Here is a 25232-nt window from a genome sequence, read left to right as displayed (position 1 = left end):
ACTACGATGGCCCAGTCGGTGGCCAACGGGGCCACGCGGCGCACCGACCCCTCGGGAAGGCCATGCTGAACAAGTACGCGCGTGCATTCTTCACGCGTGTCCTCACACCGTTCGCCGCGTTTCTCATCCGCCGCGGGGTCAGCCCCGACGCGGTCACCTTCATCGGCACGGCCGGTGTGGTGGCGGGAGCGCTGGTCTTCTTTCCCCGTGGCGAGTTCTTCTGGGGCACGGTCGTCATCACCCTGTTCGTGTTCTCGGACCTCGTCGACGGCAACATGGCCCGCCAGCTCGGCCGCTCCAGCCGCTGGGGCGCCTTCCTGGACTCGACGCTCGACCGGGTGGCCGACAGCGCGATCTTCGGGGGCCTCGCCCTCTGGTACGCCGGGTCCGGCGACGACAACATCCTCTGCGCCGTCTCCATCTTCTGTCTGGCGAGCGGCCAGGTGGTCTCGTACACGAAGGCGCGCGGCGAGGCGATCGGCCTGCCCGTCGCCGTCAACGGCCTGGTGGAGCGCGCCGAGCGCCTGGTGATCACGCTGGTCGCCGCGGGCTTCGCCGGGCTCCACACGTTCGGCGTCCCGGGCATCCAGATCCTGCTGCCCATCGCCCTGTGGATCGTCGCGGTCGGCAGCATGGTCACCCTCGTCCAGCGGGTCGTGACCGTGCGCCGCGAGTCCGCGGAGGCGGACGCCGCCACGGGCGCCCCGGGCCAGGAGAGTGAGGCCGCGCAGTGAAGGACCGACTCACCGACGCGCTGTACGGCCTCGGCTGGAGCACCGTCAAGAAGCTCCCCGAGCCGGTCGCCGAGCGAGTCGGCCGGGCCATCGCCGACACGGTCTGGAAGCGTCGCGGCAAGGGCGTGCTGCGCCTGGAGTCCAACCTCGCGCGCGTGGTGCCCGACGCCACCCCGGAGCGGCTCGCCGAGCTCTCCCGGGCGGGCATGCGTTCGTACCTGCGCTACTGGATGGAGTCCTTCCGGCTGCCGTCCTGGAGCCGGGAGCGCATCAAGGACGGCTTCGACGTCAAGGACGTCCACCACCTCACCGACGGGCTCGCCGCGGGCAAGGGCGTCATCCTCGCCCTGCCCCATCTCGGCAACTGGGACCTCGCGGGCGCCTGGGTCACCACCAGGCTGGAGACCCCCTTCACGACCGTCGCCGAGCGCCTCAAGCCGGAGACGCTCTACGACCGCTTCGTCGCCTACCGCGAGAGCCTCGGCATGGAGGTCCTGCCCCACACCGGGGGCTCCGCCTTCGGCACGCTGGCCCGGCGGCTGCGCGCCGGCGGCCTGGTCTGCCTCGTCGCGGACCGCGATCTGTCGGCCTCCGGCGTCGAGGTGAAGTTCTTCGGAGACACCGCCCGGATGCCCGCGGGACCCGCGATGCTGGCCCAGCAGACCGGCGCGCTCCTGCTGCCCGTGACGCTCTGGTACGACGGGCCTCTGATGAAGGGCCGGGTCCACCCGCCCGTCGACGTCCCCGAGACAGGTACCCGGCCCGAGAAGACGTCTGTCATGACGCAGGCGCTGGCAGACGCCTTCGCCACCGGTATCGCCGACCACCCGGAGGACTGGCACATGCTGCAGCGACTGTGGCTCGCCGACCTGGAGCCCCGCCCCGACACGGCTCCCGCACGGGAGCCGTCGTGAGGATCGGCATCGTCTGCCCGTACTCGTGGGACGTGCCGGGCGGCGTCCAGTTCCACATCCGCGATCTGGCGGAGCATCTGATCCGCCTCGGGCACGAGGTGTCGGTCCTGGCCCCGGCCGACGACGAGACCCCGCTGCCGCCGTACGTCGTCTCGGCGGGCCGCGCCGTTCCGGTGCCGTACAACGGCTCGGTCGCGCGGCTCAACTTCGGCTTCCTGTCGGCCGCGCGGGTGCGCCGCTGGCTGCACGACGGCACGTTCGACGTCATCCACATCCACGAGCCGACGTCGCCCTCGCTCGGGCTGCTCGCGTGCTGGGCGGCGCAGGGCCCGATCGTCGCCACGTTCCACACGTCCAACCCGCGCTCCCGGGCCATGATCGCCGCGTATCCGATCCTCCAGCCCGCCCTGGAGAAGATCAGCGCGCGCATCGCCGTGAGCGAGTACGCGCGCCGCACCTTCGTGGAGCACCTGGGCGGCGACGCGGTCGTCATCCCCAACGGCGTCGACGTCGACTTCTTCGCCAAGGCCGAACCCGAGCCAAAGTGGCAGGGGCAGACCATCGGCTTCATCGGCCGCATCGACGAGCCCCGCAAGGGACTCCCGGTCCTGATGAAGGCGCTGCCGCAGATCTTCGCCGAACGGCCCGACGCTCGGCTCCTGGTCGCCGGGCGCGGCGACGAGGAGGAGGCGGTGGCCTCGCTCCCCGCCGAGCTGCGCTCCCGGGTGGAGTTCCTCGGCATGGTCAGCGACGAGGACAAGGCGCGGCTGCTGCGCAGCGTCGACGTGTACGTCGCGCCGAACACCGGCGGCGAGAGCTTCGGGATCATCCTGGTCGAGGCCATGTCCGCGGGCGCGCCCGTGCTCGCCAGCGACCTGGACGCCTTCGCGCAGGTCCTCGACCAGGGCGCGGCGGGCGACCTGTTCGGCAACGAGGACGCGGACTCCCTCGCCAAGGCCGCGGTGCGCCTCCTCGCCGACCCCGAGCGCCGAGAAGGGCTGCGGGAGCGCGGCAGCGCGCATGTGCGGCGCTTCGACTGGTCGACCGTCGGCGCGGACATCCTCGCGGTGTACGAGACGGTGACGGACGGCGCGGCGTCGGTCGCGGAGGACGAGCGGGTGGGGCTGCGGGCGCGGTTCGGGCTGGCCCGCGGCTGACCTCCTGACCCCTCGGGCCGCCCGGCGGCGAGCCGGACATTCGGAGGGGACTAGCCTTTGGGCCCGTGACCTCCACTTTGATCTGGATCGCGGTACTCCTCTTCGCGGTAGGCCTCTACCTGAGCTGGACCGCGGGCCGGCTCGACCGGCTGCACGCGCGGATCGACGCCGCCCGCGCCGCCCTCGACGCGCAGCTGCTGCGCCGCGCCTCGGTCGCCCAGGAGCTGGCCACCTCCGGAGTGCTCGATCCCGCCGCCTCGATCGTGCTCTACGAGGCGGCGCACGCGGCCCGGCAGGCGGAGGAGGAGCAGCGCGAGGTCGCCGAGAGCGAGCTGAGCCAGGCACTGCGGGCGATCTTCGGCGAGATCCAGCAGGTCGAGGCGGTGCGCGAGGCCCCGGGCGGGGACGAGGCGGCCACCGAGCTGGCCGCGGCCGTACGCCGGGTGCCGATGGCCCGGCGCTTCCACAACGACTCCGTACGCGCCGCCCGCGCCCTGCGCAGGCACCGCAAGGTCCGCTGGTTCCGCCTCGCGGGGCACGCGCCGTTCCCGATGGCGTTCGAGATGGACGACGAGCCGCCGGTGGCGCTGGCCGACCGGGCCACGGGGTAGCGGCGGCGCTGACCAGCCTTCGTACGGCGTTGACCAGGGGTGTCCGGGAAAAATGAGCCACCGGTCATCCATTGGCCCTTGCTGTGGCCTGGTCGCCGGGCGTTTTCTGGGAGATGTAGAAATCCTCTTCAGCGAGTGAGGTCAACTCCGTGTCCAGCACCCCCTCCATCAGCAACCCGACGCCCGAGACCGGCACCGCGCGCGTGAAGCGCGGCATGGCCGAGCAGCTCAAGGGCGGCGTGATCATGGACGTCGTCAACGCCGAGCAGGCGAAGATCGCCGAGGACGCCGGCGCCGTCGCCGTCATGGCGCTGGAGCGGGTGCCCGCCGACATCCGCAAGGACGGCGGCGTGGCCCGGATGTCCGACCCGAACATGATCGAAGAGATCATCGAGGCCGTCTCGATCCCGGTCATGGCCAAGTCCCGCATCGGCCACTTCGTCGAGGCGCAGGTCCTGCAGTCCCTCGGCGTCGACTACATCGACGAGTCCGAGGTCCTCACTCCGGCCGACGAGGTCAACCACAGCGACAAGTTCGCCTTCACGACCCCGTTCGTGTGCGGCGCCACCAACCTGGGCGAGGCCCTGCGCCGCATCGCCGAGGGCGCGGCCATGATCCGCTCCAAGGGCGAGGCCGGCACCGGCAACGTCGTGGAGGCCGTCCGCCACCTGCGCCAGATCAAGAACGAGATAGCGAAGCTGCGCGGCTTCGACAACAACGAGCTGTACGCCGCGGCCAAGGACCTCCGCGCCCCCTACGAGCTGGTCAAGGAGACCGCCGAGCTGGGCAAGCTGCCGGTCGTGCTCTTCTCCGCCGGTGGCGTCGCCACCCCGGCCGACGCCGCTCTGATGCGCCAGCTCGGCGCCGAGGGCGTCTTCGTCGGCTCCGGCATCTTCAAGTCCGGCGACCCGGCCAAGCGCGCCGCCGCCATCGTGAAGGCCACCACCTTCTTCGACGACCCGAAGATCATCGCGGACGCCTCCCGCAACCTCGGCGAGGCCATGGTCGGCATCAACTGCGACACCCTGCCGGAGACCGAGCGCTACGCGAACCGAGGCTGGTGATGATCACTCCCGTAGTGGGCGTCCTCGCCCTTCAGGGGGACGTACGGGAGCACCTGATCGCCCTGGCCTCGGCGGACGCCGTGGCCAGGCCGGTCCGGCGCCCCGAGGAGTTCGCCGAGGTCGACGGCCTGGTCATCCCCGGTGGCGAGTCCACCACCATCTCCAAGCTGGCCACCCTCTTCGGTCTGATGGAGCCCCTGCGCGCGCGCGTGCGGGACGGTCTGCCGGTCTACGGCAGCTGCGCGGGCATGATCATGCTCGCCGACAAGATCCTCGACCCGCGCTCGGGCCAGGAGACGGTGGGCGGCATCGACATGATCGTGCGGCGCAACGCGTTCGGACGGCAGAACGAGTCGTTCGAGGCGGCCGTCGACGTCAAGGGCGTCGAGGGCGCCCCCGTCGAGGGCGTCTTCATCCGGGCTCCCTGGGTGGAGTCGATCGGCGCCGAGGTCGAGGTGCTCGCCGAGCACGAGGGCCACATCGTCGCCGTGCGCCAGGGCAACGCGCTCGCCACGTCGTTCCACCCCGAGCTGACGGGCGACCACCGGATCCACGCGCTGTTCGTGGAGATGGCTCGCGGGTAACCCGCGCGCGGGATCCTAGTAGGATCTCCGGGGATCCCCCCGGGGCCTTAAGGTCTGGGAGAGTTCTTACTGGTTGTTGGGTAACGCGAAGGAGACAGGCAGATGTCCGGCCACTCTAAATGGGCTACGACGAAGCACAAGAAGGCCGTGATCGACGCCAAGCGCGGCAAGCTCTTCGCGAAGATGATCAAGAACATCGAGGTCGCCGCCCGCACGGGCGGCGCCGACGTGTCCGGTAACCCGACCCTCTTCGACGCCATCCAGAAGGCCAAGAAGAGCTCGGTCCCGAACAAGAACATCGACTCCGCGGTCAAGCGCGGCGCGGGTCTCGAAGCCGGCGGAGCCGAGTACGAGACGATCATGTACGAGGGTTACGGCCCGAACGGTGTCGCGGTGCTCATCGAGTGCCTCACCGACAACCGCAACCGCGCCGCGTCCGACGTACGCGTCGCCATGACGCGCAACGGCGGCTCGATGGCCGACCCGGGCTCCGTCTCGTACCTCTTCAACCGCAAGGGTGTCGTCATCGTCCCCAAGGGCGAGGGCGAGCTGAGCGAGGACGACGTGCTCGGCGCGGTCCTGGACGCCGGTGCCGAAGAGGTCAACGACCTCGGCGAAAGCTTCGAGGTGCTCAGCGAGGCCACCGACATGGTCGCGGTCCGCACCGCGCTCCAGGAGGCCGGCATCGAATACGACTCGGCCGACGCCAACTTCGTCCCGACCATGCAGGTCGAGCTGGACGAGGACGGCGCCCGCAAGATCTTCAAACTGATCGACGCCCTGGAGGACAGCGACGACGTGCAGAACGTCTTCGCCAACTTCGACGTCTCCGACGAGGTCATGGCCCAGGTGGACGCCTGAGCCGCGCCTTCGCCGACGGAGTGACGCGCCTTCACCGACGGGCCGGCAGGGGACACGCTCCCCGCCGGCCCGTCGCGTTGTCAGTGCGAGCCGATAGCCTGCACAAACAGATGAGCGGAGAAGTGGGGGCTGTCGTGCGGGTGCTGGGCGTGGACCCGGGTCTGACCCGGTGCGGAGTGGGGGTTGTCGACGGAGTCGCCGGTCGCCCCCTGACCATGCGCGCCGTCGGGGTCGTACGCACGCCCGCCGACGCGGAGTTGGGCCACCGCCTCGTCGCCATCGAGCAGGGCATCGAGCGGTGGCTCGACGAGTACAGCCCCGAAGTCCTCGCCGTGGAGCGGGTGTTCAGCCAGCACAACGTCCGCACGGTCATGGGCACCGCCCAGGCCAGCGCCGTCGCCATGCTCTGCGCCTCGCGCCGCGGCATTCCCGTCGCCCTGCACACCCCCAGCGAGGTCAAGGCCGCCGTCACCGGCAGCGGCCGCGCCGACAAGGCCCAGGTGGGCGCCATGGTGACGCGGCTGCTGCGGCTCGACGCACCACCCAAGCCCGCCGACGCCGCGGACGCCCTGGCCCTGGCCATCTGCCACATCTGGCGCGCCCCCGCGCAGAACCGTCTCCAGCAGGCCGTCGAGCGGAACCGCCTCCAGCAGGCCGCGGCCCCGCACGCGTCGAGAACCCCCACAGCCCAGAAAGGCCGTACCGCATGATCGCCTTCGTCAGCGGCCCCGTCGCCGCCCTCGCCCCCGATGCCGCGGTGGTCGAGGTCGGCGGCATCGGCATGACCGTCCAGTGCGCGCCGAACACCCTCTCCACGCTCCGCGTCGGCCAGCAGGCCAAGCTCGCCACCTCTCTGGTCGTACGAGAGGACTCCCTGACCCTGTACGGCTTCGCGGACGACGACGAGCGCCAGACCTTCGAGCTGCTGCAGACCGCGAGCGGCGTCGGCCCCCGACTGGCCCAGGCCATGCTCGCCGTGCACAGCCCCGACGCCCTGCGCCGTGCGGTCGCCACCGGTGACGAGAAGGCGCTGACCGCCGTGCCCGGCATCGGCAAGAAGGGCGCCCAGAAGCTGCTCCTGGAGTACAAGGACCGCCTGGGCGAGCCGCTCGGCACCGGCGGCCCGGCCATCGGCACGGCCGTCACCTCCGGCTGGCGCGACCAGCTGCACGCCGCGCTCATCGGCCTCGGGTACGCCACACGCGAGGCCGACGAGGCCGTCGCCGCCGTCACCCCGCAGGCCGAGGCCACCGAGGGCACGCCGCAGGTCGGCCGGCTCCTCAAGGCCGCGCTCCAGACCCTGAACCGCACCCGCTAGCCACTCCCGTACGCCCTGGCCCCCTTGAACCGCATCGCGAGGCACACCGCATGAACTGGGACGACACAACCGACGAAGCTGCCGGGGCGGCCGAGCGGCTCGTCGGGCCCGCCGCGGAGCGGCTGGTGGACTCTGTCGCCGACGGCGAGGACCAGGCCGTCGAGGCCGCCCTGCGCCCCAAGGACCTGGGCGAGTTCATCGGCCAGGAGAAGGTCCGCGAGCAGCTCGACCTCGTCCTGCGGGCGGCCCGCGCGCGCGGCGCCACCGCCGACCACGTCCTGCTCTCCGGAGCCCCCGGCCTCGGCAAGACGACCCTCTCGATGATCATCGCCGCCGAGATGGGCGCCCCGATCCGCATCACCAGCGGCCCCGCCATCCAGCACGCGGGCGACCTCGCCGCGATCCTCTCCTCCCTCCAGGAGGGCGAGGTCCTCTTCCTCGACGAGATCCACCGCATGTCGCGGCCCGCCGAGGAGATGCTCTACATGGCGATGGAGGACTTCCGCGTCGACGTCATCGTCGGCAAGGGCCCCGGCGCCACCGCCATCCCGCTCGAACTGCCGCCCTTCACCATGGTCGGCGCCACCACACGCGCGGGCCTGCTGCCGCCGCCGCTGCGCGACCGGTTCGGCTTCACCGCGCACATGGAGTTCTACGAACCCGCGGAGCTGGAGCGGGTCGTCCACCGCTCCGCCCAGCTGCTCGACGTGGAGATCGACCCGGCCGGCGCCGCCGAGATCGCGGGCCGCTCGCGCGGCACGCCCCGCATCGCCAACCGTCTGCTGCGCCGCGTGCGGGACTACGCCCAGGTCAAGGCCGACGGCGTGATCGACCGCGACATCGCGTGCGCGGCCCTCGCGGTCTACGAGGTCGACGGACGCGGCCTGGACCGCCTCGACCGCGCGGTCCTGGAAGCCCTGCTCAAGCTGTTCGGCGGCGGCCCCGTCGGCCTGTCGACCCTCGCGGTCGCCGTGGGGGAGGAGCGCGAGACGGTCGAGGAGGTGGCGGAGCCCTTCCTGGTGCGGGAGGGCCTGCTCGCCCGCACCCCGCGGGGCCGCGTCGCGACGCCCGCCGCATGGGCGCACCTCGGCCTGGTGCCCCCGCGGCAGACGGGCGGAAAGGGACAGCAGGACCTGTTCGGGACGTGATATCGGCGAGACAGCGCCGTGGCCGAAGGACAACGGCGCGGATAGTCGACCGGTCAGGAACTGCGGTGCCATGCTGAGCGTTGTTCCTTAGGCGCGGACTCGCTTAGACTCCGCCGACGCCGCCTTTGCGGGCGGCGTGCCCACCCCCATCCATCAGGCCGCTTACCCGCGCGGTCGTGCGAAGGAAACTCCGTCCCGTGAATATCGTGACCCTCCTCCCCTTCATCGTGCTCATCGGGGCCATGTTCCTGATGACCCGGTCTGCCAAGAAGAAGCAGCAGGCCGCCGCGCAGATGCGTAACGACATGCAGCCCGGCACCGGCATCCGCACGATCGGCGGCATGTACGCCACCGTCAAGGAGGTCCACGACGACGCCGTCCTCCTTGAGGTGGCCCCCGGTGTCCACGCGGTTTACGCGAAGAACTCGATCGGCGCGGTCCTGGCCGACGACGAGTACAACCGCATCGTGCACGGCACCGAGGACAACCTGAACGAGGACGCCCCCGTCGTTCCGGACGACGCCTCCTCCCTGACCGAGACCGACGAGCCCGCCGCCGACGCCTCCGACGACTCGCGCATCGACCTCGGCAAGAAGGACGCGGCCGACGAGGCCGGCACCGCCGACGACGCGAAGCCGAAGAAGACCGACGGCGAGTCCGACGCGAAGTAGTCACGACCGGGGCCCGTGGGGTGCGCCGCTCGCGCACCACGGGCCCCGGACCACGTGCATTTCGCGCCGAATCTCGACACCACTTCATGGCCGCCCGCCCGGTTCCTCCCCGCACGGTTCGGGGCCGGACCGGATGCCGGGCGGTTGGACAGGGAGAACGAGAAGGTGGCAGCACCGAAGAAGGGCCGAAGGCAGAGCGCGCCGGGCAAGCCGGGTCGCGCACTGGCCTTCATCCTGATCGCCCTCGTGGCGCTGACCGGGGGAATGTTCCTTTCCGGACACACCACACCGCGCCTGGGCATCGACCTCGCGGGTGGTACGAGCATCACGCTCGAGGCGAGGAACGAGCCGGGCCAGGCGAACGCGATCAACCCGACCAACATGAACACGGCCGTTGACATCATCAACAACCGTGTCAACGGCCTGGGTGTCTCCGAGGCCGAGGTCCAGACCCAGGGCGATCGCAACATCATCGTCAACATCCCCAAGGGGACGAACGAGAAGCAGGCGCGCGAGCAGGTCGGCACGACCGCTCAGCTCTACTTCCGTCCGGTGATCACTCAGGCCCCCAGCGGCCCGACTCCCGAGCCGTCCGCCAGCTCCCCGTCCGGAACGGACAAGGAGAAGGAGAAGGACAAGGCCACCGACAAGGCGACGGACAAGGCCACCGACAAGGCGACGGACAAGGCCACCGACAAGGCGACGGACAAGGCCACCGACAAGGCCACCTCCCCGACCGCCACCGCGACCCCTCAGGGCCGCGCCGTCAGCGACGCCCTGAAGGCAGACCCGACTCCTTCGGGCGACGCCAAGGACGACGACAAGAAGAAGGACGAGAAGCCCTCGCCCACGCCGTCCACGGACCCGGCCACGGCCAAGCTCCAGGAGCAGTTCACCAAGCTGGACTGCACGGACAAGAAGGCCCGCGCCGAGGCCGGCAAGGGCGTCAAGCCGTCCGCCCCGACCATCGCCTGCGGCAAGAGCCCCGACGGCAAGACGTGGGACAAGTTCATCCTTGCCCCGGCCGAGGTCAACGGCAAGGACGTCGACAAGGCCCAGGCGACGATCAACCAGCAGACCGGTGCCTGGGTCGTCAACATGGACTTCACCAAGGGCGGCGGAAAGAAGTTCGGGAAGGTCACGAGCAAGCTCTCGACGCAGCAGCCCCCGCAGAACCAGTTCGCGATCGTCCTGGACCGCGAGGTCGTCTCGGCCCCCAGCGTCAACACGACGCTGACCACCAACGCCGAGATCTCCGGCAGCTTCAACCAGGACTCCGCCAAGGACCTGGCGAACATCCTGTCGTACGGCGCCCTGCCGCTCACCTTCCACGAGCAGAGCGTCACCACGGTCAGCCCGGCCCTCGGCGGCGAGCAGCTTCAGGCGGGTCTGATCGCGGGCGCCATCGGCCTCGCGCTCGTCGTCATCTACCTGGTGGTGTACTACCGCGGCCTGTCGCTCATCGCCATCGCGAGCCTCCTGGTCTCCGCGGCGCTGACCTACACGATCATGACGCTGCTCGGCCCGACCATCAACTTCGCGCTGAACCTGCCCGCGGTCTGCGGCGCCATCGTCGCCATCGGCATCACAGCGGACTCGTTCATCGTCTTCTTCGAACGCGTCCGCGACGAGGTCCGCGAGGGACGCACGCTGCGCCCCGCCGTCGAGCGGGCCTGGCCGCGTGCCCGGCGCACCATCCTGGTCTCCGACTTCGTGTCGTTCCTCGCCGCCGCCGTGCTCTTCGTCGTGACGGTCGGCAAGGTGCAGGGCTTCGCGTTCACGCTCGGTCTGACCACGCTGCTCGACGTCGTCGTGGTGTTCTTCTTCACCAAGCCGCTGATGACGCTGATGGCGCGCAAGAAGTTCTTCGCGAGCGGCCACAAGTGGTCCGGCTTCGACCCGAAGCGGCTCGGGATCAAGCCCCCGATCCGCCGGACCCGCCGTGCCCCCGGTTCATCCGCCGGCCCCGTCGACCCGAAGGAGGCCTGAGGTGTCGAAGCTCGGTAATCTCGGCGCCCGGCTCTACCGCGGCGAGGTCGGCTACGACTTCGTCGGCAAGCGCAAGATCTGGTACGCCGTCTCGATACTGATCACCATCACGGCCATCGTCGGCCTGGCGGTGCGCGGCCTGAACATGGGCATCGAGTTCGAGGGCGGCGCCGTCTTCAACACCCCGAAGACGAGCGTCTCGGTCGCGCAGGCCGAGGAGGCCGCGGAGAAGGCCTCGGGCCATGACGCGATCGTCCAGAAGCTGGGCGACAACGCCATGCGCATCCAGATCGCCGGCGTGGACATCGACAAGTCCGACCAGATCAAGCAGGCGCTGGCCGAGGACCTCGACGTCAAGGCCGACGACATCAACGCCGACCTGGTCGGCCCCAGCTGGGGCGAGCAGATCGCCGCCAAGGCCTGGCAGGGCCTGGCGATCTTCATGGTCCTCGTGGTGATCTACCTGGCCATCGCCTTCGAATGGCGCATGGCCCTCGCGGCACTGATCGCGCTGATCCACGACATCACGATCACCGTGGGTGTGTACGCGCTGGTCGGCTTCGAGGTCACGCCCGGCACGGTGATCGGTCTGCTGACCATTCTCGGTTACTCGCTCTACGACACGGTGGTGGTCTTCGACAGCTTGAAGGAGCAGTCGAAGGACATCACCAAGCAGACCCGGTTCACCTACAGCGAGATCGCCAACCGCAGCATCAACGGCACCCTGGTGCGCTCCATCAACACCACGGTCGTCGCGCTGCTCCCGGTGGCGGGCCTGCTGTTCATCGGTGGTGGTGTCCTCGGCGCCGGCATGCTCAACGACATCTCGCTGTCGCTCTTCGTCGGCCTCGCGGCCGGCGCGTACTCCTCGATCTTCATCGCCACGCCGCTCGTCGCCGACTTCAAGGAGCGCGAGCCGCAGCTGAAGGCCCTCAAGAAGCGGGTGTTCGCCAAGCGCGCGGCTGCCGCGGCCAAGGGGGAGTCGGCGGAGGCGCCGGAGTTCGAGGACGACGACGAGCCGCAGGACGGCGTCCCCGACGACACCGCACCGGCCGTCGTGGGCCCGCGGGCCCAGCCCGCCTCGCGCAGCCGCGGCAGGGGCCGCCCGTCGGGGAAGCGCCGATGACCGAGCCCGCAGGCGTCACGGAGCTGCTGCTCAGCCGCATCCGTGACGTCCCGGACTACCCGGTGCCGGGCGTGATGTTCAAGGACATCACCCCGCTCCTGGCCGACCCGGCCGCGTTCGCGGCGCTCACTGAGACGCTGGCCGACCTCAGCGTGCGGCACGGCGCCACGAAGATCGTCGGCCTGGAGGCACGCGGTTTCATCCTGGGCGCCCCCGTCGCGCTCCGCGCCGGGCTCGGCTTCATCCCCGTACGCAAGGCGGGCAAGCTCCCCGGCGCGACGCTCAGGCAGAGCTACGACCTGGAGTACGGCAGCGCCGAGATCGAGGTGCACGCCGAGGACCTGGAGGCGGGCGACCGCGTCATGGTCATCGACGACGTCCTCGCCACCGGTGGCACCGCCGGGGCCTCGCTGGAGCTGATCCGGCGCTCGGGCGCCGAGGTGGCCGGGGTCGCGGTCCTCATGGAGCTGGCGTTCCTCGGGGGACGGCAGCGACTTGAGCAGGCTCTCGACGGGGCCGCGCTCGAGGCGCTGATCACCGTCTGAGACGGCGCGCAGGACAGGACGACGGGCGTCCCGGCACCGGCCGGGGCGCCCGTCGCCGTTCCCGGCCGGTCCTGTCCCGCTCCGGCCGGTCCTGTCCCGGCCCGGGACGGCCCCGGACCGGCACCGTAAGGGGAATCGTCGCTTCGTCCCACGCGTTTCTCCAGTACAGAGCTGTCTCACCGGCCGAAGAGCAGCCGAGGGCCCAGGATCGATACCATGGGTACGTCGGGGCCTGTCCGGGGGACCCCGATCGCGCACAGGGAGCGCTCTTGCCAGACGAGTCCCAGCCACTCACCGCCGCCAAGGCCGCCCAGACGGGCAAGGAGGCCTCGGCGGGCTCCGGCGCGCCCGCAGTGCCCGCAGTGCCCGCGAAGAAGGCGGAAGGCACGCAGGGCGGCACGTCCGCGCAGCGCGCCCAGTCGGAGGTCTCCCGGGGCGACAAACCGGCCGAGCAGCCGCGCCCGCAGCCGCCCGCGGACCACCACCCGACGGCTCCCGCGATCCGCCCCGCCACCGGCCAGCCCGCGCGCTACGGTTCCTCCAACCGCGTGCGGGCCCGTCTCGCCCGGCTCGGCGTCCAGCGTTCGAACCCGTACAACCCGGTGCTGGAGCCCCTGCTGCGGATAGTGCGCAGCAACGACGCCAAGATCGAGACGTCGACGCTCCGCCAGATCGAGCGGGCCTATCAGGTCGCCGAGCGCTGGCACCGCGGCCAGAAGCGCAAGAGCGGCGACCCGTACATCACGCACCCGCTCGCCGTGACGACCATCCTCGCCGAGCTGGGCATGGACCCGGCCACCCTGATGGCCGGGCTGCTGCACGACACCGTCGAGGACACCGAGTACGGCCTTGACACCCTCAAGCGTGACTTCGGCGACCAGGTCGCCCTGCTCGTCGACGGCGTCACCAAGCTCGACAAGGTCAAGTTCGGCGAGGCCGCGCAGGCCGAGACCGTCCGCAAGATGGTCGTCGCCATGGCCAAGGACCCCCGCGTCCTGGTCATCAAGCTCGCCGACCGCCTGCACAACATGCGCACGATGCGGTATCTCAAGCGCGAGAAGCAGGAGAAGAAGGCGCGCGAGACCCTGGAGATCTACGCGCCGCTCGCCCACCGCCTGGGCATGAACACCATCAAGTGGGAGCTGGAGGACCTCGCCTTCGCGATCCTCTACCCCAAGATGTACGACGAGATCGTGCGCCTGGTCGCCGAGCGTGCCCCCAAGCGCGACGAGTACCTCGCCATAGTGACCGACGAGGTCCAGGCCGACCTCCGGTCCGCCCGCATCAAGGCCACCGTCACCGGACGCCCGAAGCACTACTACAGCGTCTACCAGAAGATGATCGTCCGCGGCCGCGACTTCGCGGAGATCTACGACCTGGTGGGGATCCGTGTCCTCGTCGACACGGTCCGCGACTGCTACGCGGCGCTCGGCACGGTCCACGCGCGATGGAACCCGGTCCCCGGCCGGTTCAAGGACTACATCGCGATGCCGAAGTTCAACATGTACCAGTCGTTGCACACGACGGTCATCGGACCCAACGGCAAGCCCGTAGAGCTCCAGATCCGTACGTTCGACATGCACCGCCGCGCCGAGTACGGCATCGCCGCGCACTGGAAGTACAAGCAGGAAGCCGTCGCCGGCGCCTCGAAGGTGCGTACGGACGTACCGAGGAAGACCGGCAAGGACGACCACCTCAACGACATGGCGTGGCTGCGCCAGCTCCTGGACTGGCAGAAGGAGACCGAGGACCCCAGCGAGTTCCTCGAATCGCTGCGCTTCGACCTGTCGCGCAACGAGGTCTTCGTGTTCACGCCGAAGGGCGACGTCATAGCGCTTCCGGCGGGCGCCACCCCCGTCGACTTCTCGTACGCGGTGCACACCGAGGTCGGCCACCGCACCATAGGGGCGCGGGTCAACGGCCGCCTCGTACCGCTCGAATCGACCCTGGACAACGGCGACCTGGTGGAGGTCTTCACCTCCAAGGCCGCCGGCGCCGGCCCGTCCCGTGACTGGCTGGGCTTCGTCAAGTCGCCGCGGGCACGCAACAAGATCCGCGGGTGGTTCTCCAAGGAGCGCCGCGACGAGGCCATCGAGCAGGGCAAGGACGCCATCGCGCGCGCCATGCGCAAGCAGAACCTGCCCATCCAGCGGATCCTGACCGGCGACTCCCTGGTCACGCTCGCCCACGAGATGCGCTACCCCGACATCTCGTCGCTGTACGCGGCGATCGGCGAGGGACACGTCACCGCGCAGTCCGTCGTGCAGAAGCTCGTCCAGGCCCTCGGCGGCGAGGAGGCCGCCAACGAGGACATCGCCGAGAGCGCGCCGCCCTCGCGCGGCCGCAGCAAGCGCCGCTCCAACGCCGACCCGGGCGTCGTGGTCAAGGGCGTCGAGGACGTGTGGGTCAAGCTGGCCCGCTGCTGTACGCCCGTCCCCGGCGACCCCATCATCGGCTTCGTCACGCGCGGCAGCGGTGTATCGGTGCACCGCAGCGACTGCGTGAACGTCGACTCGCTCTCGCGGGAGCCCGAGCGGATCCTGGAGGTCGAGTGGGCGCCCACCCAGTCCTCCGTCTTCCTGGTCGCCATCCAGGTGGAGGCCCTCGACCGCTCGCGCCTGCTCTCCGACGTCACACGCATCCTCTCGGACCAGCACGTGAACATCCTGTCGGCGGCCGTGCAGACCTCGCGCGACCGCGTCGCCACGTCCCGCTTCACCTTCGAGATGGGTGACCCCAAGCACCTGGGGCATGTGCTCAAGGCCGTCAGGGGAGTGGAAGGCGTGTACGACGTGTACCGGGTGACGTCGACGCGCAGACCCTGACTCCTGTCACACATGGGTCCGCCCCCGGCGCTTCTGCGCCGGGGGCGGACCCATGTGTCGTGAAGGCTGTCAGCCGCCGAACTCGTGCAGACCCTTGAGAGCCTGGTCGAGCAGCGCCTGACGGCCGTCAAGTTCCTTCTGGAGCTTGTCGGCCTTGGAGTTGTTGCCGGCGGTGCGAGCCTTGTCGATCTGCTCCGTCAGCTTGTCCACCGCCGCCTGCAGCTGCCCCGTCAGGCCCTCGGCCCGAGCCCGTGCCTCCGGGTTCGTGCGGCGCCACTCGGCTTCCTCGGACTCCTGCAGCACCCGCTCCACGGCGTGCATGCGGCCCTCGACCTTGGGTCGCGCGTCGCGCGGGACGTGGCCGATGGCCTCCCAGCGCTCGTTGATCGACCGGAAGGCGGCGCGGGCCGCCTTCAGGTCCGTCACCGGGACGAGCTTCTCGGCCTCCTCGGCCAGCTCCTCCTTGAGCTTCAGGTTCTCCGACTGCTCGGCGTCGCGCTCCGCGAAGACCGCGCTGCGCGCCGCGAAGAACACGTCCTGGGCGCCGCGGAAGCGGTTCCACAGGTCGTCCTCGTGCTCGCGCTGGGCGCGGCCCGCCGCCTTCCAGTCGGTCATCAGCTCGCGGTACCGCGCGGCCGTCGGGCCCCAGTCCGTCGAGCTGGACAGCGCCTCGGCCTCGCCGACGAGCTTCTCCTTGGCCTTGCGGGCCTCCTCGCGCTGCGCGTCCAGCGAGGCGAAGTGCGCCTTGCGGCGCTTGGAGAACGCCGAGCGGGCGTGCGAGAAGCGGTGCCACAGCTCGTCGTCCGACTTGCGGTCCAGGCGCGGCAGGCCCTTCCAGGTGTCCACCAGGGCCCGCAGCCGCTCACCGGCCGCCCGCCACTGCTCGCTCTGGGCCAGCTCCTCGGCCTCGACGACCAGGGCCTCCTTGGCGTTCCGCGCCTCGTCGGACTGCTTGGCCTTCTGGACCTTGCGCTCCTCGCGGCGCGCCTCGACGGTCTCCACCAGCTTGTCGAGCCGCTTGCTCAGGGCGTCCAGATCGCCGACCGCGTGCGCCTCGTCGACCTGCTGGCGCAGGTGGTCGATGGCGGTCATCGCGTCCTTGGCCGACAGGTCGGTCGTCTTCACCCGGCGCTCGAGAAGTCCGATCTCGACGACGAGACCGTCGTACTTGCGCTCGAAGTAGGCCAGGGCCTCGTCCGGAGATCCTGCCTGCCACGAACCGACCACTCGCTCGCCGCCGTCGGCCGTACGCACGTACACGGTCCCCGTCTCATCGACGCGGCCCCACGGGTCGCTGCTCACAGCGCCTCCTCCACATGATGCCTGCGCAGGGCGTTCGGGCCCCCGGCATCGTCCACAGTTTCGTCACCGCCAACATAGGCGACCGGCGGGGCGGCTGTCCGCATCCCGCACGACCGAAGTTTGCCTGGCGGGGCTCAGGATTTGGTGACGGTCGCCTTGTCGATGACGACCGTCGCGTTCGGCGCGCCGTCGCCCTGCCCGGTGCTCTCCCCGGCGGCGGCGATCTTCTTGAGCACCTTCATCCCGGAATCGGAAATGGTCCCGAACGGTGTGTAGTCGGGCGGCAGCTGACTGTCCTGGTAGACGAGGAAGAACTGGCTGCCGCCGGTGTCGCGGCCCTTCTTCGTCTTGGCGTTGTACTGGTTCGCCATGGCGACCGTGCCCGCCGGATACACGTTCCCCTTCAGGCGCTTGTCCTTGAGGTTCTCGTCCGGGATCGAGTAGCCCGGAGTGCCCTCGCCGGTGCCCTTCGGGTCGCCGCACTGCAGGACGTAGATGCCACCGGTGGTGAGACGGTGGCACTTGGTGTGGTCCAGGTAGCCCTTGTTCACCAGAAAATCGAAGGAGTTGACGGTGTGCGGGGCCTTCGCCGCGTCGAGGTCGAGCGCGATGTCGCCGCACGTCGTCCTCAGGTCCATCGTGTAGTCGGCGGACCTGTCGATGTCGAGCGCCGGCTCCTTCTTGAAGCTCAGCGGCTTCACCTTGCCGGGCGCCGCCTTCTCGCAGGGGTCCTTCGGTGTGCTGGTGGGCTCCGCGGTCGCGTCGTCCTTCGTGGAACCTCCGCCGTCGAAGGCCCCCGCCGCGTACGACACCGCGCCGCCCGCCACCACCACCGCGAGTGCCCCCGCGATCACGCCGTTGCGCATCCGCGCCCTGCGCCGCGCGGCCTCCCGCCGCTGCTGCTGACGCTCGAACTTCTCCCGGGCGAGCTGCCGCCGCCGCTGATCGCTGCTGACCACCGGGTTCTCTCCCCATTTCCCGTTTCCCTCGGACCCCTTCGGGACCGTCTGAATGTGCCCGTACCGTATATGGGTTAGCTGTGGAATCGGCAGCGCCGGTAGGCTCTGATCTGCCGCGATCTCCCGCCGGGGGTCCGCGGCCCCTCCCGCCGGACGACGAACGAAGGACGATCGTGCTCATTGCCGGGTTCCCCGCCGGGGCCTGGGGCACCAACTGCTACGTGGTCGCCCCCGCCGCAGGCGAGGAGTGCGTGATCATCGACCCGGGCCACCAGGCCGCCCAGGGAGTCGAGGACGCACTCAAGAAGCATCGGCTCAAGCCCGTCGCGGTCGTCCTCACCCACGGCCACATCGACCACGTCGCCTCGGTCGTCCCGGTCTGCGGAGCGCACGACGTCCCCGCCTGGATCCACCCCTCGGACCGGTACATGATGAGCGACCCCGAGAAGGCTCTCGGCCGTTCCATCGGGATGCCGCTCATGGGAGAGCTCACGGTGGGGGAGCCCGACGACGTGCGGGAGCTGACCGACGGCGCCGCTCTGAGGCTGGCGGGCCTCGACTTCTCCGTCGCGCACGCGCCGGGCCATACGAAGGGGTCGGTGACCTTCCAGATGCCCGAGACGGCCGAGATCCCCTCGGTCTTCTTCTCGGGCGATCTGCTCTTCGCCGGCTCCATCGGACGCACCGACCTGCCCGGCGGCAGCCACCCCGAGATCCTCCGGTCGCTGGCCCGCGTGTGCCTGCCGCTCGACGACTCGACCGTGGTGCTGTCCGGCCACGGCCCCCAGACATCCATCGGCCAGGAGCGCGCCACCAACCCGTATCTGCGGCAGGTGGCCGCCGGCCTGGGCGCGGACCACACGTCCGCCCCGCGACGAGGAATGTGACGAGAGAACTCCCGTGAGCACCTTCAAGGCCCCCAAGGGCACGTACGACCTGCTTCCCCCGGACTCCGCGAAGTTCCTGGCGGTGCGCGAGGCGATCGCCGCCCCGCTGCGCAACTCCGGCTACGGCTACATCGAAACGCCCGGTTTTGAGAACGTCGAGCTGTTCGCGCGCGGTGTCGGTGAGTCCACCGACATCGTCACCAAGGAGATGTACGCCTTCACCACCAAGGGCGGCGACGAGCTGGCGCTGCGCCCCGAGGGCACCGCCTCCGTGCTGCGCGCGGCGCTGGAGGGCAACCTCCACAAGGCGGGCAACCTCCCCGTCAAGCTCTGGTACTCCGGCTCGTACTACCGCTACGAGCGCCCCCAGAAGGGCCGCTACAGGCACTTCTCGCAGGTGGGCGCCGAGGCGATCGGTGCCGAGGACCCGGCGCTCGACGCCGAGCTGATCATCCTCGCCGACCAGGCGTACCGCGCCCTCGGTCTGCGGAACTTCCGTATCCTGCTCAACTCGCTGGGCGACAAGGAGTGCCGTCCCGTCTACCGGGCGGTCCTCCAGGACTTCCTGCGCGGCCTCGACCTGGACGAGGAGACACGTCGACGTGTCGACATCAACCCGCTCCGCGTCCTGGACGACAAGCGCGCCGAGGTCCAGAAGCAGCTCGTGGGCGCCCCGTCGCTGCGCGACTCCCTGTGCGACGCGTGCAAGGCGTACCACGAGCAGGTCCGCGAGCTGATCACGGCGGCGGGCGTCGTCTTCGAGGACGACGAGAAGCTGGTCCGCGGCCTGGACTACTACACCCGCACGACCTTCGAGTTCGTCCACGACGGCCTCGGCTCGCAGTCCGCGGTCGGCGGCGGCGGGCGCTACGACGGCCTGTCCGAGATGATCGGCGGCCCCTCGCTGCCCTCGGTCGGCTGGGCGCTCGGCGTGGACCGCACGGTGCTCGCCCTGGAGGCGGAGGGCGTCGAGCTCGAACTGCCTCCGCCGACCAGCGTGTTCGCGGTACCGCTCGGCGACGAGGCGCGCCGCGTGCTCTTCGCCAAGGTGACGGAGCTGCGCAGGGCCGGGGTCGCGGCGGACTTCTCGTACGGCGGGAAGGGCCTGAAGGGCGCGATGAAGAACGCCAACCGCAGCGGCGCGCGGTTCACCGTCGTCGCCGGTGAGCGCGATCTCGCCGAGGGCGTCGTGCAGCTCAAGGACATGGAGTCCGGCGAGCAGGAGGCGGTCCCGGTGGACGAGGTCGTCGCGGTCCTGACGGGCAAGCTGGCGTAACCGAGCCTCTTCCGGCCTGTGTGCCCAACGGACGGTGGGCACACAGGCTCGTGCGGCACAATGTGCGTGCCCGCAGGCCACCTCGAGCGACGGAACGGCGTGATGACCAAAACGATGTCAGCGAAGGACGACGCCTTGGACCGCGAGGAGCACGTGGACGCTCCACGTGCCGTCGGCGCGAGCCGTGCGCTCGCCCTGCTTCTGGTGATCACGGGCGCCGCCGGTCTGCTCGCCTCCTGGGTGATCACCATCGACAAGTTCGAGCTCCTGAAGGACCCGAACTTCCAGCCGGGCTGCAGCATCAACCCCGTCGTCGCCTGCGGCAGCATCATGAAGAGCGAGCAGGCCGAGGCGTTCGGCTTCCCGAACCCGATGCTGGGACTGGCCGCCTACGCCGTCGTGATCTGCGTCGGCATGAGCCTGCTCGCCCGGGCCCGCTTCCCGCGCTGGTACTGGCTCACGTTCAACGCGGGCATGCTCTTCGGTGTGGGCTTCTGCACCTGGCTGATGATCCAGTCGCTCTACCACATCAACGCCCTCTGCCTCTGGTGCACCCTGGCCTGGATCGCCACGCTCCTGATGTTCTGGTACGTCACGTCCTTCAACATCCGGGCCGGTTTCCTGCCCGCGCCGGGCTGGGCCAAGAGCTTCCTCGCGGACTTCACCTGGGCGCTGCCGGTGATGCACACCGGCGTCATCGCGATGCTGATCCTCACCCGCTGGGGCGCCGACCTCTGGGCCTGACCCGCGCCCGGCGGGATTGTCAGTGGCGTGACATAGGGTTCTGGACGTGGAGCCCGACCTGTTCACCGCCGCAGCCGAAGACCGCCAGGAGAAGGACCCGTCCAGCAGCCCCCTGGCCGTCCGGATGCGCCCGCGCACCCTCGACGAAGTCGTCGGCCAGCAGCATCTGCTGAAGCGGGGCTCGCCCCTGCGCCGCCTCGTCGGCGACGGCGGCGGCCCCGCCGGACCCTCCTCGGTCTTCCTGTGGGGCCCGCCCGGCATCGGCAAGACGACTCTCGCGTACGTCGTCTCCAAGGCCACGAACAAGCGCTTCGTCGAGCTCTCCGCGATCACCGCGGGCGTGAAGGAGGTGCGCGCCGTCATCGACGGCGCCCGCCGGGCCATGGGCGGCCACGGCAAGGAGACCGTCCTCTTCCTCGACGAGATCCACCGCTTCAGCAAGGCCCAGCAGGACTCACTCCTGCCGGCCGTCGAGAACCGCTGGGTGACGCTGATCGCGGCGACCACCGAGAACCCGTACTTCTCGATCATCTCCCCGCTCCTCTCCCGCTCCCTGCTCCTCACCCTCGAACCGCTCACGGACGACGACCTGCGCGCCCTGCTGCGCCGGGCGCTCACCGACGAGCGGGGCCTCGGCGGCGCGGTCGAGCTGCCCGAGGAGGCCGAGGAGCATCTGCTGCGCATCGCGGGCGGCGACGCCCGGCGCGCGCTCACCGCCCTGGAGGCGGGCGCGGGCTCGGCACTCGCCAAGGGCGAGCGGGAGATCTCCCTCCAGACGCTGGAGGAGTCCGTCGACCGGGCCGCGGTGAAGTACGACCGTGACGGCGACCAGCACTACGACGTCGCGAGCGCCCTCATCAAGTCCATCCGCGGCTCGGACGTGGACGCCGCCCTGCACTATCTGGCCCGCATGATCGAGGCGGGCGAGGACCCCCGCTTCATCGCCCGCCGGCTGATGATCTCCGCCAGCGAGGACATCGGCCTCGCCGACCCGACCGCCCTGCCCACCGCGGTCGCCGCGGCGCAGGCCGTCGCCATGATCGGCTTCCCGGAGGCCGCGCTCACCCTCAGCCACGCGACGATCGCCCTCGCCCTGGCCCCGAAGTCGAACGCCGCGACGATCGCGATCCAGCAGGCCCAGGCCGACATCCGCGGCGGCCTCGCCGGCCCCGTCCCGCCCCACCTGCGCGACGGCCACTACAAGGGCGCGGCCAAGCTCGGCCACGCCCAGGGGTACGTGTACCCGCACGACGTCCCCGGCGGCATCGCCGCCCAGCAGTACGCGCCGGACACCATCGACGGCAAGCGCTACTACCAGCCCACGAGGTACGGGGCGGAGGCGCGGTACGCCGACGTGGTCGAGCGGGTCCGCGCCCGGCTCAAGGGCGAGCAGCCCGAGGGCTGAGGCATCTCGCCGCAGCGGGTACACTTGCCCGAAGTGCTGCGTCCCGTGTCCGGTCCCGTACCGGACGCCACCAGATCGGGACATCCAGCCGGAACCCCACCGCCGCGAGGCATCGGGGATCCAGGAGCGTCGCGCACCGTCGAAAGGTGTCGCGGGCAGCCCACCACCACCCCGGAGCCCCGGGAATCGGTCGGTGGGCCACTCGCGTGCTGCACATAGTGCCCAGACCAGGGAGCGGCTGCCGGGCCCGTCCATCAGGACGAGCCGGGTTTCCCAGGCTGCGGATGCGACCTCCCCTAACCACTGGTGAAGCCGATTTCACAATGAACAGAGAGGTTGGTTCATGCCGAACCAGTCCCGCCCCAAGGTCAAGAAGTCGCGTGCCCTCGGCATCGCGCTGACCCCGAAGGCCGTCAAGTACTTCGAGGCCCGCCCCTACCCGCCGGGCGAGCACGGCCGTGGGCGCAAGCAGAACTCGGACTACAAGGTCCGTCTGCTGGAGAAGCAGCGTCTGCGCGCGCAGTACGACCTCTCCGAGCGCCAGCTCGTCCGTGCCTACGAGCGTGCGTCCAAGACGCAGCTCAAGACCGGTGAGGCCCTGGTCATCGAGCTGGAGCGTCGTCTCGACGCCCTGGTTCTGCGTTCGGGCATCGCCCGCACGATCTACCAGGCCCGCCAGATGGTCGTGCACGGCCACATCGAGGTCAACGGCGGCAAGGTCGACAAGCCGTCGTACCGCGTCCGTCCCGACGACGTCGTGATGGTCCGCGAGCGCAGCCGCGAGAAGCCGCTGTTCCAGGTCGCGCGCGAGGGTGGCTTCGCCCCCGACGGCGAGATCCCGCGCTACCTCCAGGTGAACCTGAAGGCCCTGGCCTTCCGCCTGGACCGCGACCCGAACCGCAAGGAGATCCCCGTGATCTGCGACGAGCAGCTCGTCGTCGAGTACTACGCCCGCTGACCCGGACGTAGCTCACCCTGCTTCAGCCCGTCGTCTCCCCGCCCTTCCTGGCGGGGCAGGCGGCGGGTTCGCTCGTTCACGGGGCTCGTGCGCAGCGCCCGGGACACCGCCGCGTCCAGACCGAGCCCCGCCCCCACGCGCACACACTCCTCGTACCGCTCGTCACCGAGCGCCGCACGGGCCTGCTCCTCGCACAGCGCGTGCGGCCCGCCGAAGTTGCCCGAGCCGAACAGCGGCAGCCCCACCGAGGGCCAGATGCGGGACGCGGCGCCCTGCAGCACCGCCGCCTCCGCCGGATCGCCCTCCGACGCCGTGAAGAGCGCGAGCAGCTCGATGGACAGGACCGTGCCCAGCAGATCGTGGAAGCGGTGGTCGAGGTCGAGCGACTCGGCGAGCAGCTCGCGCGCCCGCTCCGCCTCGCCGCGGGTCCACGCCGCGTACCCGAGGACATAGAGGGCGTAGGCGAGGGCCCAGCGCTCGCCGTGGTCCTCGCAGATCCGGCGTACGTCCTCGCACAGCTCCACGGCGGCGGTGAGCTCGCCGCGGAACGCCAGGGCCATGGCCAGTTCGACCTGGCCCATCAGGACATTGCTGTTGAGCTCGCCGATCTCCCGGTACCGCTCCAGCGCCGAGCGCAGCAGCTTCTCCGCGCGCGGGACGTCGTCCGTGACCAGGGCCAGACAGCCGATGCGGTGCTCGGCGTAGGCCGCCGCGATCGCACTGCCCGCGTGCTCGGCGCCGTCGCGGCACTCGTGCAGCGCGGCCAGGGCGGCGGCCGTGTCGCCCTGGAGCACCGCCACGTAACCGAGCACCCACAGCGCCTTGAGCCGCGAGTCCTCGTGGCCGCCGTCCGGCTCCAGCGCCCGGTCGAGCCAGTGCCTGCCCTCCGCGAGGCGCCCGCAGCCCACCCAGCAGAACCAGAGCGTGCCCGCGAGGTGCTGCCCCAGGTGGGCCTCGCCCCGTTCGGTCAGGCAGAACTCCAACGCGACGCGCAGATTGGGCAGTTCGACGTCGACGAGGGCCGCGACCTCCGGCTGGCGCGGCGAGAACCACTCCAGCTCGCACCAGGTGGCGAGCCCCATGTACCAGTCGCGGTGCCTGCGCCGCAGCCACGTGACCTCGCCCGCGGCCTCCAGCCAGTCGGCGCCGTACGCCCTGACCGTGTCGAGCATGCGGTAGCGCACGCCCGCGGGCCCCTCCTCACGGTTCACGACGGACTGCGCGATCAGCTCCTCCAGTACGCCGAGCACGTCGTCGGCGTGCAGCCCGTCCCCGGCGCAGACGTATTCGACCGCCTCCAGGTCGAACTGCCCGGCGAACACCGACAGCCGCGCCCACAGCAGCCGCTCCTTCGGGGCGCACAGCTCGTGGCTCCAGCCGATGGCCGTCCGCAGCGTCTGATGACGGGGCGGTACGTCGCGGCGGGCGCCGGTCAGCAGCCGGAACCGGTCGTCGAGCCGGGAGAGCAGCTGCGCGGGGGAGAGCGCCCGCAGCCGGCCCGCCGCCAGCTCGACGGCGAGAGGAATGCCGTCCAGGCGCCGGCACAGCTCCAGGACGTCCTCGCGGTTGCCGTCGTCGAGGCTGAAGCGGGGAAGCCCGGCCGCCGCCCGGTCGGCGAAGAGCGCGGCCGCCTCAGCCTCGGGCAGCGGCGCGAGCGCGAGGAGCCGCTCGCCCTCGGTCTCCAGCGGCCTGCGTCCCGCCGCGAGCACCCGGAGCCCGGGGGAGTGCAGGAGCAGATCGCGCACCAGCGATGCGCACGCCTCCACGAGGTGTTCGAATCCGTCGAGGACGACAAGGAGTTCGCGCTCCGCGAGATGCTCCCGCAGCACCTGGCGCGGCGGCCTGCTCGTGTGGTCGGTCAGCCCCAGGGACTCGGCCACGGCGTGCTCGACCAGGTGCGCGTCCCGCAGCGGCGTGAGGTCCACCAGCCAGGCGCCGTCGCGCGGCCGGGCCCCCGCCGCGGCCCGCACGGCGAGGCGCGACTTCCCGACCCCGCCGACCCCGGTCACGGTGGTCAGCCGTCCGGCGTCCAACGCCGCGGCCAGCTCCGTCAGTTCGGCGGTGCGCCCGATGAAGGCGTTCAGTTCCCAGGGGAGATTGCCGGGCCGAGAGAGTCGCATGAGATACGGAGCGTACTCATCCGGATGCGCTCCG

At 70.6% G+C, this 25232-nt stretch carries 22 protein-coding genes and 1 pseudogene; 20 read left to right on the top strand and 3 right to left on the bottom strand.

What is annotated here, in order from left to right:
• Positions 1-62 precede the first annotated feature (62 nt).
• From pgsA to ACWDZ7_RS16675, 15 genes are all read left to right on the top strand, one after another.
• On the top strand, positions 63-734 hold the full coding sequence (pgsA, locus tag ACWDZ7_RS16745) for a phosphatidylinositol phosphate synthase (protein ID WP_451797631.1): 672 nt from the start codon (positions 63-65) through the stop codon (positions 732-734).
• Positions 731-1648 carry a phosphatidylinositol mannoside acyltransferase gene (locus ACWDZ7_RS16740; RefSeq protein ID WP_451797629.1) on the top strand — a complete coding sequence of 306 codons (918 nt, stop codon included), beginning with the start codon at positions 731-733 and terminating at the stop codon, positions 1646-1648. Before pgsA ends, ACWDZ7_RS16740 begins: the two co-directional genes overlap by 4 nt.
• Complete coding sequence (locus ACWDZ7_RS16735) at positions 1645-2805, top strand: glycosyltransferase family 4 protein (protein ID WP_451797628.1); 1161 nt, start codon at positions 1645-1647, stop codon at positions 2803-2805. Before ACWDZ7_RS16740 ends, ACWDZ7_RS16735 begins: the two co-directional genes overlap by 4 nt.
• A gap of 65 nt (positions 2806-2870) precedes the next feature.
• On the top strand, positions 2871-3416 hold the full coding sequence (locus ACWDZ7_RS16730) for a hypothetical protein (protein ID WP_451797627.1): 546 nt from the start codon (positions 2871-2873) through the stop codon (positions 3414-3416).
• A 149-nt stretch (positions 3417-3565) separates the two neighbouring features.
• Entirely contained in the window at positions 3566-4480 is a 915-nt protein-coding gene (gene pdxS, locus ACWDZ7_RS16725) for a pyridoxal 5'-phosphate synthase lyase subunit PdxS (RefSeq protein ID WP_451797625.1), read from the top strand.
• Complete coding sequence (gene pdxT, locus ACWDZ7_RS16720) at positions 4480-5064, top strand: pyridoxal 5'-phosphate synthase glutaminase subunit PdxT (protein ID WP_451797624.1); 585 nt, start codon at positions 4480-4482, stop codon at positions 5062-5064. Before pdxS ends, pdxT begins: the two co-directional genes overlap by 1 nt.
• A gap of 102 nt (positions 5065-5166) precedes the next feature.
• Positions 5167-5925, top strand: a complete 759-nt coding sequence (locus ACWDZ7_RS16715; protein WP_451797622.1) for a YebC/PmpR family DNA-binding transcriptional regulator — start codon at positions 5167-5169, stop codon at positions 5923-5925.
• A gap of 134 nt (positions 5926-6059) precedes the next feature.
• On the top strand, positions 6060-6635 hold the full coding sequence (ruvC, locus tag ACWDZ7_RS16710) for a crossover junction endodeoxyribonuclease RuvC (protein WP_451797791.1): 576 nt from the start codon (positions 6060-6062) through the stop codon (positions 6633-6635).
• A complete protein-coding gene (gene ruvA, locus ACWDZ7_RS16705) occupies positions 6632-7243 on the top strand; it encodes a Holliday junction branch migration protein RuvA (RefSeq protein WP_451517346.1) in 612 nt (203 codons plus the stop codon). Before ruvC ends, ruvA begins: the two co-directional genes overlap by 4 nt.
• A 50-nt stretch (positions 7244-7293) precedes the next feature.
• Entirely contained in the window at positions 7294-8391 is a 1098-nt protein-coding gene (gene ruvB / locus ACWDZ7_RS16700; protein WP_451797621.1) for a Holliday junction branch migration DNA helicase RuvB, read from the top strand.
• 197 nt (positions 8392-8588) lie between these two features.
• Complete coding sequence (yajC, locus tag ACWDZ7_RS16695; protein WP_451517348.1) at positions 8589-9062, top strand: preprotein translocase subunit YajC; 474 nt, start codon at positions 8589-8591, stop codon at positions 9060-9062.
• 165 nt (positions 9063-9227) lie between these two features.
• Entirely contained in the window at positions 9228-11051 is a 1824-nt protein-coding gene (secD, locus tag ACWDZ7_RS16690) for a protein translocase subunit SecD (protein WP_451797620.1), read from the top strand.
• A gap of 1 nt (position 11052) precedes the next feature.
• Positions 11053-12177: a protein translocase subunit SecF gene (gene secF / locus ACWDZ7_RS16685; protein WP_451797618.1), complete on the top strand. Its 1125-nt coding sequence runs from the start codon at positions 11053-11055 to the stop codon at positions 12175-12177.
• A complete protein-coding gene (locus tag ACWDZ7_RS16680; protein ID WP_451797617.1) occupies positions 12174-12722 on the top strand; it encodes an adenine phosphoribosyltransferase in 549 nt (182 codons plus the stop codon). Before secF ends, ACWDZ7_RS16680 begins: the two co-directional genes overlap by 4 nt.
• 269 nt (positions 12723-12991) lie before the next feature.
• Positions 12992-15547 (top strand): RelA/SpoT family protein, encoded by a 2556-nt coding sequence (locus ACWDZ7_RS16675; protein WP_451797615.1) that lies wholly within the window; start codon positions 12992-12994, stop codon positions 15545-15547.
• A gap of 69 nt (positions 15548-15616) precedes the next feature.
• Here the strand turns inward: ACWDZ7_RS16675 and ACWDZ7_RS16670 are convergent, their stop codons facing one another.
• Both ACWDZ7_RS16670 and ACWDZ7_RS16665 read right to left on the bottom strand, forming a co-directional pair.
• Entirely contained in the window at positions 15617-16849 is a 1233-nt protein-coding gene (locus ACWDZ7_RS16670) for a DUF349 domain-containing protein (RefSeq protein ID WP_451797614.1), read from the bottom strand.
• 134 nt (positions 16850-16983) lie between these two features.
• A complete protein-coding gene (locus ACWDZ7_RS16665; protein WP_451797612.1) occupies positions 16984-17808 on the bottom strand; it encodes a peptidylprolyl isomerase in 825 nt (274 codons plus the stop codon).
• A 173-nt stretch (positions 17809-17981) separates the two neighbouring features.
• Here ACWDZ7_RS16665 and ACWDZ7_RS16660 point away from each other — a divergent pair, with 173 nt between their 5' ends.
• From ACWDZ7_RS16660 to rpsD, 5 genes are all read left to right on the top strand, one after another.
• Positions 17982-18695, top strand: a complete 714-nt coding sequence (locus ACWDZ7_RS16660; RefSeq protein WP_451797611.1) for an MBL fold metallo-hydrolase — start codon at positions 17982-17984, stop codon at positions 18693-18695.
• Positions 18696-18708: 13 nt separating this feature from the next.
• Complete coding sequence (gene hisS, locus ACWDZ7_RS16655; RefSeq protein WP_451797609.1) at positions 18709-19971, top strand: histidine--tRNA ligase; 1263 nt, start codon at positions 18709-18711, stop codon at positions 19969-19971.
• Between the two features lie 102 nt (positions 19972-20073).
• Complete coding sequence (locus ACWDZ7_RS16650) at positions 20074-20715, top strand: vitamin K epoxide reductase family protein (protein ID WP_451797607.1); 642 nt, start codon at positions 20074-20076, stop codon at positions 20713-20715.
• Positions 20716-20761: 46 nt separating this feature from the next.
• Positions 20762-22120, top strand: a complete 1359-nt coding sequence (locus ACWDZ7_RS16645; RefSeq protein WP_451797606.1) for a replication-associated recombination protein A — start codon at positions 20762-20764, stop codon at positions 22118-22120.
• Positions 22121-22463: 343 nt separating this feature from the next.
• Positions 22464-23078: a 30S ribosomal protein S4 gene (gene rpsD, locus ACWDZ7_RS16640; RefSeq protein ID WP_125511570.1), complete on the top strand. Its 615-nt coding sequence runs from the start codon at positions 22464-22466 to the stop codon at positions 23076-23078.
• A 22-nt stretch (positions 23079-23100) separates the two neighbouring features.
• Here rpsD and ACWDZ7_RS16635 read toward each other — a convergent pair.
• Positions 23101-25198, bottom strand: a pseudogene (locus ACWDZ7_RS16635) (ATP-binding protein).
• Between the last annotated feature and the right edge of the window lie 34 nt (positions 25199-25232).

This window comes from Streptomyces sp. NPDC003032, from assembly GCF_053591415.1.
Note: the sequence above shows the minus strand (reverse complement) of the source record. Positions and strands in the feature narration are given on the sequence as shown.

Excerpts from the sequence above, each read along its gene's own strand:
- pgsA (WP_451797631.1), top strand. The coding sequence starts at position 63 with ATGCTGAACAAGTACGCGCGTGCATTCTTCACGCGTGTCCTCACACCG.
- pdxT (WP_451797624.1), top strand. The coding sequence starts at position 4,480 with ATGATCACTCCCGTAGTGGGCGTCCTCGCCCTTCAGGGGGACGTACGG.
- ACWDZ7_RS16715 (WP_451797622.1), top strand. The coding sequence starts at position 5,167 with ATGTCCGGCCACTCTAAATGGGCTACGACGAAGCACAAGAAGGCCGTG.
- ruvA (WP_451517346.1), top strand. The coding sequence starts at position 6,632 with ATGATCGCCTTCGTCAGCGGCCCCGTCGCCGCCCTCGCCCCCGATGCC.
- ruvB (WP_451797621.1), top strand. The coding sequence starts at position 7,294 with ATGAACTGGGACGACACAACCGACGAAGCTGCCGGGGCGGCCGAGCGG.
- ACWDZ7_RS16680 (WP_451797617.1), top strand. The coding sequence starts at position 12,174 with ATGACCGAGCCCGCAGGCGTCACGGAGCTGCTGCTCAGCCGCATCCGT.
- ACWDZ7_RS16650 (WP_451797607.1), top strand. The coding sequence starts at position 20,074 with ATGACCAAAACGATGTCAGCGAAGGACGACGCCTTGGACCGCGAGGAG.
- rpsD (WP_125511570.1), top strand. The coding sequence starts at position 22,464 with ATGCCGAACCAGTCCCGCCCCAAGGTCAAGAAGTCGCGTGCCCTCGGC.